Origin of the sequence: Kitasatospora sp. NPDC057542 (assembly GCF_042801945.1) — a bacterium.
In the GTDB taxonomy this organism is placed as follows: domain Bacteria; phylum Actinomycetota; class Actinomycetes; order Streptomycetales; family Streptomycetaceae; genus Kitasatospora.
Genome location: NZ_JBHVFE010000283.1, coordinates 1 through 11,599, shown reverse-complemented (window position 1 = coordinate 11,599; position 11,599 = coordinate 1). Strand labels below are relative to the sequence as shown.

10 protein-coding genes are annotated in these 11,599 nt (G+C 69.8%); 5 read left to right on the top strand and 5 right to left on the bottom strand.

All coding sequences use genetic code 11. The features are described 5' to 3' along the window. The first annotated feature begins 603 nt into the window (after positions 1–603). Positions 604–1,512 (top strand): TIGR04222 domain-containing membrane protein, encoded by a 909-nt coding sequence (locus ACFU7Y_RS29045; protein ID WP_380770163.1) that lies wholly within the window; start codon positions 604–606, stop codon positions 1,510–1,512. A gap of 162 nt (positions 1,513–1,674) precedes the next feature. Here ACFU7Y_RS29045 and ACFU7Y_RS29040 read toward each other — a convergent pair whose 3' ends face one another. The 3 genes from ACFU7Y_RS29040 to ACFU7Y_RS29030 all read right to left on the bottom strand — a co-directional run bounded on the left by ACFU7Y_RS29040 (position 1,675) and on the right by ACFU7Y_RS29030 (position 5,296). Continuing rightward, on the bottom strand, positions 1,675–1,896 hold the full coding sequence (locus ACFU7Y_RS29040) for a hypothetical protein (protein WP_224275602.1): 222 nt from the start codon (positions 1,894–1,896) through the stop codon (positions 1,675–1,677). Between the two features lie 183 nt (positions 1,897–2,079). After that, positions 2,080–4,482, bottom strand: coding sequence for an ABC transporter permease (locus ACFU7Y_RS29035; protein ID WP_380770162.1), 2,403 nt, complete (start codon positions 4,480–4,482; stop codon positions 2,080–2,082). Between the two features lie 85 nt (positions 4,483–4,567). Continuing rightward, positions 4,568–5,296, bottom strand: a complete 729-nt coding sequence (locus tag ACFU7Y_RS29030) for an ABC transporter ATP-binding protein (RefSeq protein ID WP_380770161.1) — start codon at positions 5,294–5,296, stop codon at positions 4,568–4,570. Between the two features lie 144 nt (positions 5,297–5,440). Here ACFU7Y_RS29030 and ACFU7Y_RS29025 point away from each other — a divergent pair, with 144 nt between their 5' ends. From ACFU7Y_RS29025 to ACFU7Y_RS29015, 3 genes are all read left to right on the top strand, one after another. Continuing rightward, on the top strand, positions 5,441–6,661 hold the full coding sequence (locus ACFU7Y_RS29025; protein WP_224275593.1) for a sensor histidine kinase: 1,221 nt from the start codon (positions 5,441–5,443) through the stop codon (positions 6,659–6,661). After that, positions 6,658–7,341: a response regulator transcription factor gene (locus ACFU7Y_RS29020; protein ID WP_224275579.1), complete on the top strand. Its 684-nt coding sequence runs from the start codon at positions 6,658–6,660 to the stop codon at positions 7,339–7,341. Before ACFU7Y_RS29025 ends, ACFU7Y_RS29020 begins: the two co-directional genes overlap by 4 nt. 478 nt (positions 7,342–7,819) lie before the next feature. Then, on the top strand, positions 7,820–8,602 hold the full coding sequence (locus ACFU7Y_RS29015; protein WP_380770160.1) for a class I SAM-dependent methyltransferase: 783 nt from the start codon (positions 7,820–7,822) through the stop codon (positions 8,600–8,602). A 14-nt stretch (positions 8,603–8,616) separates the two neighbouring features. Here the strand turns inward: ACFU7Y_RS29015 and ACFU7Y_RS29010 are convergent, their stop codons facing one another. Both ACFU7Y_RS29010 and ACFU7Y_RS29005 read right to left on the bottom strand, forming a co-directional pair. Next, on the bottom strand, positions 8,617–9,405 hold the full coding sequence (locus ACFU7Y_RS29010; RefSeq protein ID WP_380770164.1) for an IS5 family transposase: 789 nt from the start codon (positions 9,403–9,405) through the stop codon (positions 8,617–8,619). Positions 9,406–9,591: 186 nt separating this feature from the next. Beyond that, positions 9,592–11,013: an NF041680 family putative transposase gene (locus tag ACFU7Y_RS29005; RefSeq protein WP_380770159.1), complete on the bottom strand. Its 1,422-nt coding sequence runs from the start codon at positions 11,011–11,013 to the stop codon at positions 9,592–9,594. A 79-nt stretch (positions 11,014–11,092) separates the two neighbouring features. Between ACFU7Y_RS29005 and ACFU7Y_RS29000 the strand changes: the two genes are divergently transcribed. Beyond that, complete coding sequence (locus ACFU7Y_RS29000; protein WP_380770158.1) at positions 11,093–11,431, top strand: transposase; 339 nt, start codon at positions 11,093–11,095, stop codon at positions 11,429–11,431. The last annotated feature ends 168 nt before the right edge of the window (positions 11,432–11,599 follow it).

Sequence of the window (11,599 nt, the reverse complement as noted above, 5' to 3'; positions counted from 1 at the left end):
GCCGCGCGGAGCGCAGGCCGACCACGGGCACGCAGGCGACCGTTCGTATGGTGGCGAGGCGTTGGACAGCGGCTCCCGTATGCGCCCGCCGTACATCCCGATGAAGCTCGGTCCGACCTTCGCGACCGACCGGCGGTCACAGAAGAGCCCTGGCGACGCTCGACCGGCCCCGTGGTCGGGTTGATCCTGTCGTAGGCGCGCTCTCCAGCCGCTGGCGCTGGTCGTGGTCGACTTCGCCGTTCAGGTGGAGGACCTGGGCGGCCCCAGGGATTGTCGTGGTGGTGATCCGTAGCAGCGGTGCGGTGGCGCCGGTGTTCTCAGTGAGTGTGCCGTGCCGGGGGGATATGAGAGCTCCCTTCCGGCCGGGGAGAGGTGCCCGTACACGAGCCTGCCCCGGGCCGGTGGCCTCGTCCAGCGGGCTCCGTCGCCGAAAACGAAGGCCCGGCCCTGCAGCGCTCCCACGCTCACGGGCCGGGCCCGCCGCTTCAGGCGACGGCAGCCAGGTCCGCGCGGCCGGACAGCAGAGCGTAGCCGCGGGGCAGGTGGGGGACTTGCCGGGTGGCCCGGGGCGTACCCACACTGGAGTGACTCGTAGGGGGCGTCATGTGGGTGGTACTGGTCCTGCTGGCAGGGACGGGTATGGGACTGGCCGCGGCCTGGCTCAATTTCCGGGCCAAGGCGCGTGGGCTGAACCGGGCCGAACGGCTGGCGGCGGGACGGGAGTTCGACCTCGGACTGGAGGAACTCGCCTGTCTGGCACACCACCTGGCGGAGTTGAAGCTCTTGGAAATGTACGAGGCGGGCCGGATCGTCGTCTCCCGTACGGGGGACGTCACCGCGACCACGGCCCTCGCCTGCCCGGAGGACGGCTTCGAGGCGGAGGTCGTGCGCCGCCTCGGCCCCACCCGCACCGGTGACATGGGGAAGCTGATCACATGGGTGGACTACGACCCGCCGGCGCAGGCCCTGCGCAGCCGACTGGCGGTCGCGGGCCTGCTCAACGACCGTGAGTTGGTCGACCGGATGCGGCTGGCCTACGGTTGGACGCCCGTGGCGTCCGGCGCGGTGGCCGTGGCGGGTGTGGCCGCATTCGTGTTCACGCTCGTGCGGCACGACAACTGGCTTTTCCCGCTGGTGGCTTTCCCCGTGCTGTTCGCGGTGGCCCTGTTGGTCAACTATCTCGTGGAGCCGCCCTGGGAAGCCCGGAACCGGTACACCTCGCTCGGCTCCCGCGTACTCTCCGAAGCCCGGGCGGCCGACCGTCGCGAGCACGGGCCCACGGTCGACCGTCGCGAGCACGGGCCGATGGCCGTGGCCCTGGCCGGGCTGTCGGCTCTGCCGGTGGACCATGCCCTGCGGATCTGCCTCGAAGCCTCCCGGGCTCGGGCCCGCAAGCGCGCCGGCACCACCCGCGGCATCGGCGGTGGCAGCTACAGCGGCGCGAGCTGCGGGACCGGTTGTGCGTTGGGCTGCGGGACAAGTTGTGGTTCGAGCTGCGGCAACGGCTCCTGACCGCGGTGGAACTTCACGTTGAAGTTCCACCGGAAGGCCGAGCACCCCGCCGACCTCCTTGACCGTGACCGGCCCAGCCGCGTCCCGCACGATGGTCAAGATGCGCTGATAGTCCGGCGGGAGCGTATCGGGACAGACGCCGACGGCACGAGTCGGGATCAGTCACACCGACCGGCCGCCCACCTGGGCTTCCGGTGGCGCGGGCGCAAGCGACAAGTACTCACCAAGGCCCTGCTCCCTGATCCGCTGCACGACGCGTTCGGCCACCACCAGTTCATCACGCTCGACCCGCACGTCGGCCAGCCGCTTGACCAGTTCCTCCTCCAGAAGGTCCAGCTCGGCACGCCGAGCGGCGATCCGTTCCAGCATCACCGAATCCGTCATGGATCCAGAGCGCAGGAACCCCACCGCGCTCTGCGCCGCCGAAACCGGGAAACGTCAAACGATCGAGACCGCAGACAGCCGCCCACGACCAGCACGAGCACGAGCACCTACCATCCCAGCCATGCCATCACCCTGACCAGCAGCTTCAAGATGGTAGGTCCTCAGTGCTACGAGCGACCGGTTCTACTCGGTCCGCAGCGCGGTGGCGGTCCGGGAGCGCGCCGCCCAGCCGGCCGGCAGCAGTGCCCCGAGCAGGGCGATTGCGATCCCGCCGGCCAGCAGCGGGAGCAGTATCCCGGCGGTGTAGACGTGGGTCACGCTCAACGGCAGGTCCCTGCCGATCGCGCTCGCCATCTGGGTCATCGTCGCCTTCTCCACCGCTATCCCGATCGGGACCCCGATCAGCCCGGCGACCAGACCGGTGAGGCTCACCGAGGTCAGCACCATCGCGATGGTCTGCTTGGGCGTCATCCCGAGGGCCTTGAAGATCCCCAGGTCGTGGATCCGTTCCCGGGTGTCCTGCACCACGGTGTTCAGCACGCCGAGCGCGGCGACCGCGATCATCATCAGCGTGAGGGTGGCCACCAGGGCGACCATGGTGAGCACCGTGGGGTTCGCGTACGTGATGTTCGGGGTGGCCGCGGCGTGCAGCGGGGTCAGCGCGGCGGTGGCCGAGGCGGACCAGGTGGAGCCGCTGACGTTGTCGGCCAGCTTGACGTTGAACTGGGTGATGTACGGCGTCAGACCTGCGGCGGTGAACGAGGCGTTGTCGGTCATCAGGACCGCGTTGCTGGTGGCATCGAAGTCGATGCCGACGATCCGCAGCGGCAGTCGCTTGTTGTCCTGCGCCACGGTGACGGTGTCGCCGACGTGCACCCCGGCCGTCGAGGCCAGGGAGTCGTTGATCACGGCTTCGCCGGGGTTCTGGTACCAGCGGCCGTGCAGCAGCACCATGTTGGTCCAGGACAGGTCGCCGGTGGTGGTGTCCACAATCGCATGGTCCCCCGTCGGCGCGCCGATCAGGGTCGCGCCGCTGTTGCCCCAGCCGAACGCGGCCTTCGTGCCCGGGACCGAAGCGATCGCGGCGGCCACCTCGGTGGAGTCCAGGTGGGGATTGGCAGGGCCGCCGCCGGGGGCGTGGAAGCCGGCGGGCGTGCCGGCGGGCACCACGATCATCGACGCGGCGTTGAAGCCGGCGGTATTCGTGTCCGTGTACTTGGTGAACGCGGTCTCCAGCCCCATTGCGAACGTGACGCTGACCGCGCCGAACAGCACCGCGGCGCCGACCAGCGCGGCCCGGGCCGGCTTGGCGAACGGTTGGGCCAGTCCCAGCGACATCGGCCGGGGCAGCGGCAGCCTGCTTGCCAGGCGCTGCGCGCCTTGGCCGCGCTTGGCCTTCGGGGCACGGCCGACGACCAGGGTCTGCACCGCCGGCATGCGGCCGGCCCGAAGTGCCGGGATGAGCGCGGTGACACCGACGATGACCAAGGTGCCGATCGGCACGACGAGGCTGACCCACACCGGCAGGCTGGCGTCGGCGGCACCGAGATCCTTGCTGGCTTTGCCCAGGACCGGAACGGCCAGCACGTTGCCCATCAGCGTGCCGCCCACCACGCCGATCGTCGCCGGGATCAGGGCTTGTGCGGCGTAGGCGCGGGCCACCTGCCAGGGGGTGAAGCCGAGCGACTTCAGGATCCCGATGCGCCGGATTCCCGAGACCACCGCGCCGCTGACCACGATCGCGATGATCAGCACCGACAGGAACAGGCCGAGGACGCCGAAGACGATCAGGAACGGCACGAAGGACTTCGCGCTGCCGACGGCCTGCTTCTCCGCGGCCAGGTAGGACTGTCCGCTCTCGACCGAGCCGGCCGGCGCGGCGGCGGCGATCGCCTGCTTGTCCGTGGTGAGGTCGGCGTCGGTCCCGGATTTGGCGAACCGGTAGAGCATCTGCTCGTCGGTCTTGGCGCCGGCGGCGGTCATCCGCGCGAAGCCGTCGGCGGTGAGGAAGCCGGTGGCGGTGTTGGTCAGCGAGTTCGCCAGGCCGACGACCTTGAACGAGGGCTTGCCCGGCAGCGAGTCGAACACCACGGAACCGTCTGCGCAGTGATGGTCCCATGAAGCCAGGACGATCTCGTTCGCGCTGGTCGGCCACCTGCCATCGACCAGGGCCAGATGGTCCAGGCCGGAGGTGGCGGCCAGGTCGGGCCGGGTGGTGGCGATGACCGGCTGGTCGGCGCGACCGGCCATCGGCATGCCCGGGGCGATGTTCGCGGTGCAGTCCGTGCCGAAACTCGTGTTCAGGGCGGAGGTGACCGGGTACGGCCCGGACGCCTCGGTGACGCCGGCGGCGTGCGCCGTGGCGGCGGCCTGCGCGGCAGTGGCCTTCGAGCCGTCGAACTGGACCGACAGATGCGCGCCGTTGCGGGCCTTGAAGGCGTGGTCGAACGGGGCCTGCACGGCGGCCAGCAGACCGAGCGAGAGCACCGAGGAGGTGACGGCCGCGAACGTCGTCAGCGCCATCACGAAGGACTGCACACGACGCCGGCCGACGCCGGAGCGCACGACCTTGCCCAGGGCGCTCATCGGACCGCTCCCGCCGGCAGCAGACGGGCCACGGCCCGGAAGGAAACCTCGTACAGGCGCTGGGACGGCAGCGCTGGGAGCCGCGTCATCGGACCGCTCCCGTCGAGCTGTTGGAGGTGGCGCCGCCGGCCGTGTTGACCACGTCCCGGGCCACGGCACCGTCCACCAGCTCGATCGTGCGTCGCGCGGTGTTCGCGGCCAGTTGGATGTCGTGGGTCACCAGCAGGATGGTCTGGCCGTCGGCGTTCAGATCCAGCAGCAGCCGGCGCACGTCCTCGGCCGAGCGCGAGTCCAGCGCGCCGGTCGGCTCGTCGGCCAGCAGCAACGCCGGCCGGTTCATCAGGGCCCTGGCCACCGCCACCCGCTGCCGCTGACCGCCGGACAGCCGCTGCGGGTAGGCCTTGGCGTGCCGGTCGATGCCCAGCGAGGTGAGCAACTCGGTCGCCCGCCGCTTCGCCTCGCCCTTGCCCATCCCGGCCAACTGCGCCGGAACCATCACGTTGTCCAGCACCGTCAGGTCGTCGAGCAGGTTGAAGAACTGGAAGATCATGCCGATGGAAGCCCGCCGGTACTTCGCCGAACCGGCCTCGCCGAGTTGGTCGACCCGGGTTCCGTTGACGGTCACGGTGCCGCTGGAAGGCTTGTCCAGACCCGCGACCAGGTTCAGCAGCGTCGACTTGCCACTGCCGGAATGGCCGAGGATCGCCACGCACTCACCGGCCGCCACGGACAAGGTCACCCCGGCCAGCGCGGGCGGGCCGTCATCATATTTCTTTGTCGCGTCCTGGAGATCGATCATCGGCTCATTCGTCATGGCCACGAACCTAGGAACGGACCGTGATCCACCGCGTCGGCCGGCGGATGTCACCTCTCCCCCCAGGCCATCGGCCCGGCGGCGTACTCCGTGTACACCCCCGGGACGACGCGCAGAGTCGACGCCCATCCATACGATCTCCGCATGGAAGAGCTGCTCCGGCGTTTCTCGACATCGGCACCCGTGACCTGGCTGACGGCACAGGCCGTGGTACTGGCCACCGCCTGCTTCTACGCGCTGATGCTCTGCTGGACGATGCCGGTCCATCAGCTCCGGCGCTACGACGGCGGCCCGTTGCGGTTCCCCGACCTCGGGCCCGACCAGATGATCGGTCTCTGCCTCGTGCTCGCCTTGCCGATCCTGCTGGTGCGCCGTCTGCCCGCGACGGTCTTCGCGGCGGTCCTGGTCGAAGAAGCAGCCCTCGGCAACCTCTTCGGCGCGCGGCCCTGGATCGTGCTCCTCCTGCTCCTGGTCTTGGCCGGGTACCTCGCTGCCCGGCGGCCGACGGCTGCCGCCGTCGGCTGCGTCGCGGCCGTCGCGACCGTGTTCGCCGAGCGCACCCTCGTCCCCCACGGGGAATCCGTCGGCGACGCGGCCCGGGGGGCCGGGCAGCTCGCGTTCGTGTTCGCGGTCGCGTGGGTCTTCGGCGGGGTGTACCGCAAACGCCGTGAATACCTCGGAGCCCTGCACGAGCAGACCGCGGCCCGCGCCGTCATGGCCGAGCGGCTGCGGATCGCCCGCGAACTGCACGACAGCGTCGCGCACAGCATCGGGATCATCACGGTGCTGTCGGGAGCGGCGGCGCGGGTCGTGGAGACCAAGCCTGAGCAGACGCGGCAGGCGCTGACCGGCATCGAGACCACCAGCCGGGAGACGCTGCTCGGGCTGCAGCGCATGCTCGGAGCGCTTCGCCGCGCCGAGCCCGACGACGCCATGCCGCGGGCCGCTCCGCTGGCGCCGTCCGGCAGCCTGGCGGACGTCCCGCAGCTCGCCGAACGCACGGCCGACGCCGGGGTGCGGGTCCACGTGACCTGGCGGGGCGAGCAGCGTCCGCTGCCGCCGGAGATCGAGCTGTCGGCGTTCCGGATCGTCCAGGAGTCGGTGACGAACGTGGTGCGGCATTCCGGTGCGCGGACGTGCCGGGTCGCGGTCGGTTACGAGCCGACAGGAGTGACGATCGAGGTGGTGGACGACGGGGACGACGGTCTCGGCGGGCCCGGCCGTCCGAGGCTCTCGGCGGCGGCCGGCGGGAGCGGCTTCGGCCTGCTCGGCATGCGCGAGCGGGTGACGTTGCTGTCCGGCCAGTTCAGCGCGGGCCGGCGTCCGGAGGGCGGATTCCGGGTGGCTGCGAGGCTCCCGGTATGAGTGTGCGGGTACTGCTGGTCGATGACCAGCCGCTGATGCTGGTCGGGCTCGCGATCCTGATCGGCGACACCGACGACCTGGAGGTGGTCGGTGAGGCCGGCGACGGCCGCGAGGCGGTGCGCCTGGTGCGTGAGCTGCGGCCGGACGTCGTGGTGATGGACATCCGGATGCCGGGCATGGACGGGATCGAGGCGACCCGGCAGGCGACCGCCGAGCCGGACCCGCCCAAGGTGCTGGTGCTGACGACCTTCGACGACGACGAGTACGTCTACGGCGCACTGCGCGCCGGGGCCAGCGGATTCCTGCTCAAGAGCATGGCCCTGGACGCGATCCTGGACGCGATCCGCGTGGTAGCGGCCGGCGACGCGTTGATCGCGCCGAGCGTGACCCGACGGCTGATCGCGGACTTCGCCGGAACGTCCGGCCCCGCGGCCCCCGAACCGGACGCCGAGCCCGCCGCGGACTCAAGTCTCATCGCGGGGATCACCGACCGGGAGCGCGAGGTGCTGGCACTGGTCGGACAGGGACTGTCGAACGGTGAGATAGCCGAGCGGTTGGTGATCAGCGCGGCGACGGCGAAGACGCATGTCGCGCGTCTGTTCGCCAAGCTCGAAGCTCGGGACCGCGTCCACCTCGCGATCATCGCCTTCGAGGCCGGACTCGTGCCGCGTAGACGGTAAGGCAGGATGAGAAGAACGATCGCGACCACGAGTTCGCCGCGTTCCGGATGCGCCAGCACACCCACCTGGCCGCAGCGGGATTCGAGTCGAGGTTGTTCAGGAAGTCACGGACCCCACCTGCGCCTCCTCGGGCGGCGGCGCGAGGGACAGGTACTCCCCGAAGCCCTGCTCGCTGATCTGCTGCACCACGCGTTCGGCGAAGGTCCCGGGCCGCAAGCGGGGCCTTGCCGTCGACGTCCTGGGCCTGGTGATCGCGGTGCTTAGAGGCCGCGCAGATAGGCGGGATGCAGCTCGGCTGGCAGGTAGGGCAGGCAAGCTCCCTGATCGCGGAGTTGCGACGCTCTGTAATCACCGAGAGACCTGTGTTTGCGGTGTCGTGGCCCGAGGGGCGTGCGGGAATCGCGAGGCGATTCGCGCCGGACGGTGAACCGTCGAAACTCGGATGCGTGCGCCGCTCCGGCCTGCCATTCTCGGCGCCATGCGTACGTTCGAAGAGCTCGTAGAGGAAGGCGAGGCCGTCCCCACGGCGGGCTGGGACTTCTCCTGGTTCACAGGTCGCGCCAGCGAGCAACGACCGTCCTGGGGCTATGCGAAGCTGCTCGCCGAGCGGATGGCAAAGGCTGCTGCCGGACTCGATATCCAGACGGGCGGTGGCGAGGTGCTGGCCTCGATCCCTGTCGCCCCGTCGGTGCTAGCGGCGACGGAGTCCTGGCCCCCGAATATCGCGATCGCCCGCCGTAGTCTGGCGAAGTTCGACGCGACCGTCGTTGAGGCCGATGACGCATCCGACCTGCCGTTCGCGAAGCAGTCGTTCGACCTGGTGGTCAGCCGGCACCCCGTGGTGACCCGCTGGGACGAGGTGCGACGGGTACTACACCCGAACGGCGTGTACCTGGCCCAACACGTCGCGTCCGGCTCGGTGCGGGAACTGACCGAGTTCATGATGGGGCCTCAGCCGGCTAGGTCGCACCCGACGTCAGTGGCCACCACTTACGCGGGAACGAGTCCGATCGCGTCGGTGGCCGCCGCGGAGGCGGCGGGCTTGGACGTCGTCGACGTACGCCAGGAAGCTCTCCGGATGGAGTTCCACGACATCGCGGCGGTGGTCCACTTCCTACGCAAGGTGATCTGGATCGTCCCCGGTTTCACGGTGGACGCCTACCGCGACCGCCTGGCGGAACTTCACTCCTTCATCGAGCGCCATGGTCCGTTCGTGGCTCACTCGCAGCGCCTCCTCATCGAGGCACACCGGCGAAGGTAGGAATAGGCGGCAGCTTATGGTTGGCGCCGGGGGCGGGTGTCCCAGCGGTGAGTGGTCCACGCTCGGCGGATCAGGCTGCGGATGGTGATGATCGTGTCGGCAAGATCGAAGAAGGCGTTCATGACGGTGGTGCGGCGTTCGTAGCAGCGGGCGAGGCGGTGGAAGGCGTTCTGCCAGGCGTGGGTGCGTTCGACGTGCCACCGCTGGCTCGCCTGGATCGGCGCCTTCTTGCCCTTGTGCGCGATGCGGCCGTGCAGGTTTCGGGCGGCGAGTTCGGTGCGGGTCTTGTCCGAGTCGTAGCCGGCGTCGAGGTGGACAGTGATGTCGTCGGGCAGCGGCCCGAGGTCGTCCAGCAGGTCCAGGGTCGGGGCGAGCAGCGGGGAGTCGTTGCGGTTCGCTCCGGCCAGGACCCGACCGAGTGGGATGCCGTAACCATCGGTCATGCCTGAGCTTTTCAGGCCTTGTTTGCCGCGGTCGACCGGTGAGCGTCCGGCGGCCTCGCCGCCGCCGGGAGCCTTGGTGATGGAACCGTCGATGGCGATCTGGTCGAGCACGAGCCCGACGATCCGGTCGTAGGACTGGACCGCGATCTGCTTGAGCTGGGCGAAGACGCCGAGCGCGATCCACTCGTCACGGCGGTTGCGGATGGTGGTCGCGGAGCAGGTGGTGTCGGCGATTGCCTCGTAGGAGCAGCCGAACCGAAGCAGTTGCAGCAGCTTGTCGAACACGATCCGGTCGCTGATGCGGCGGCGGTGGCAGCCCAGCGGATGGCGCGGATTGACCGTCGGGCGATCGGGCAGCAGCGCCGCGAATTAATCCCAGAGCGGGTCGGTCAGCCACGATGGCAGCACGGGCACAGGTCCCCCAAGTGATCACAGAACGCCGCAACTCCATGATCACCGGAACCTGTGCCCGCCTTGCTATTGGGTTCCCCGCCCCGCCTATCTGTGCGGGCTCTAAGCTTGAATTTAAAGGTTGCCCCTCGGCATTCAGGCCGAGGGGTTGTCCTTTTTCTGCTGGTTCTTGCCGACGGGATGGCGGGGTGCGGGGGTGGAGGTGCGGCCCTGGGGGCGGCCGGGTCCGGGACGGGCGGCTTTCGGCGTCCTGGCCGGAGTGCCGATGAGCCGCCGGATCCGGTGATAGCCGCGGCGGACCCGGCCCGGGGTGAGCAGGTCGGGGGTGAGGGGTTTCTCCCAGGGACGGCGGAGGTCGGCGGAGAGGGGCCGGGCGAGGCGGAGCTGGGTGTAGGCGGTCAGGACCAGCCAGACCCAGCGGTCGGCCTGCTCCGGGTGCCGCAGGCGGGGCCGGGTCAGGCCGAGGGTCTGCTTGAGGAAGCGGAACGTGTGCTCGAGGTCGAAACGACGCAGGAAGATCCGCCAGAGACGGTCGACGTCATGGGCGGCGGCGTCGGGGACCGAATGCCACAGCCACAACGGCTTGGGGTCCCGGTTCCCGGGTAGGTGCTCGACCGCCAGATGGACCAATGTTCCTTCAACGATGGGGAGTTCACCATCGTGGTTGGCCCAGCCGCCCTGGCGGCGTTCCAGTTTCGGGTGGAGACGTCCCCAGCAGCGGGCGGTCACGGTGCCGAACCGGTCATGGCGGGTGGCCGACTCCTGGACTGGTGACGGATGCGTGGCCGCATCGGCCAGCCGGAACTCCTCGCCATGGCGGGGTTGCCGGCCGGGCGTGGGTCCTTTGCGGCGGCCGGCCGGGTGGCGCATGACCCGGTCCGCGCGGATCCGCCCCAGCAGTCGCACCGGCTCATCGCGCAGGAGCCAGGTCAGGCGCACGACGTCGTAGCCGGAGTCCAGGACGAACAACACCTTGGGGTCGCCCTCGCGCCACTGCCCGGCCTTGCGAAGTCGTTCCAGCAGGTCGTGGATCTGGGCGGCGGTGACCTCGGTCGGATCGTCATCGGGGCCTATACGGACCGCATCGAGGACCCCGGTCCACGAGGAGCGGCCACCGCCCAGCGCGGCGGCGACCTGGTACGGCCAGCCCGGGATCGTCTGCCGGACGCCGTCGCAGCGGCATGGCCGGTAGCAGTGCAGTCGCTGTGGTGAGCATTCAGCGTCGGGTCGCGGCCAGGGCGTCACATCCACCGCGATCGACAGCTGCCGGTCCGCTCCGCGCGGCAACTCCAGCCCGGCCAACACAAGTTGCAGTCGTCCGACATCGATCCGGCCGTTCGCCAGGGCGTCGTACATGGCCCCGCGCCCGCGCCGGTGCACCGCCTCCAAACTCAACTCCGGGAGCGACACCACAGGCCCCGCGGCACACAGCACCGCATCCACCAGCTCGAACAATGCATCCGCGCGGCTGGGCATCGCCTCATACAACTCCATCCGAAAGGAGGACAGTTCAGCCAATGCCGACCGATGAGCGGTTGCATGGACCACACTGGACACCGACGACCTCCCGGCCCGTTGTGAGACTCGACATCACACAGCGTGAACCGGAGGTCGTCACCATTTCCGGCGAATCCCCATGTGGGTGAACAAATCAGCCACCGGGCGATCACGGAAGGTTAAAAGTCAAGCTCAGCGGTATACGGCGGAGTTCAAGCGGGATGCGATCGCGCTGGTGCGCTCGTCGCCGCACCGGAACGTCACCGAGATCGCCAGGGAGCTGGGGGTCAGTCCGGAGGGGCTGCGGGGCTGGGTCAAGCAGGACCGCACGGACCGTGGCGAGGGCAGGCCGGGCGAGCTGACCAGTGCGGAGCGCGAGGAGCTCACCCGGCTGCGGCGGCAGACGGTCGAGCAGCAGAAGACGATCGAGATCCTGCGCAAGGCAGCCGCCTGTTTCGCGGCCGAGACGACACGGTGATGATCCGCTTCCGTTTCGTTGAGGATCACCACGGCGCCTGGGGCGTCAAGCGGATCTGCCGTGTCCTGGGCATCGCCCGGTCCTCGTTCTACGACTGGCGGGCCGGCGAGGCCGCCCGTCGTAGAACGAGGACCTGCTCGCCGCCGAGATCGCGGTGATCCATCTGGC

What these genes read in the sequence shown, in the direction of transcription:
- ACFU7Y_RS29045 (WP_380770163.1), top strand. Translation starts at nt 604, where the DNA reads ATGTGGGTGGTACTGGTCCTGCTGGCAGGGACGGGTATGGGACTGGCC.
- ACFU7Y_RS29040 (WP_224275602.1), bottom strand. Translation starts at nt 1,896, where the DNA reads ATGACGGATTCGGTGATGCTGGAACGGATCGCCGCTCGGCGTGCCGAG.
- ACFU7Y_RS29035 (WP_380770162.1), bottom strand. Translation starts at nt 4,482, where the DNA reads ATGAGCGCCCTGGGCAAGGTCGTGCGCTCCGGCGTCGGCCGGCGTCGT.
- ACFU7Y_RS29030 (WP_380770161.1), bottom strand. Translation starts at nt 5,296, where the DNA reads ATGACGAATGAGCCGATGATCGATCTCCAGGACGCGACAAAGAAATAT.
- ACFU7Y_RS29025 (WP_224275593.1), top strand. Translation starts at nt 5,441, where the DNA reads ATGGAAGAGCTGCTCCGGCGTTTCTCGACATCGGCACCCGTGACCTGG.
- ACFU7Y_RS29020 (WP_224275579.1), top strand. Translation starts at nt 6,658, where the DNA reads ATGAGTGTGCGGGTACTGCTGGTCGATGACCAGCCGCTGATGCTGGTC.
- ACFU7Y_RS29015 (WP_380770160.1), top strand. Translation starts at nt 7,820, where the DNA reads ATGCGTACGTTCGAAGAGCTCGTAGAGGAAGGCGAGGCCGTCCCCACG.
- ACFU7Y_RS29000 (WP_380770158.1), top strand. Translation starts at nt 11,093, where the DNA reads ATGTGGGTGAACAAATCAGCCACCGGGCGATCACGGAAGGTTAAAAGT.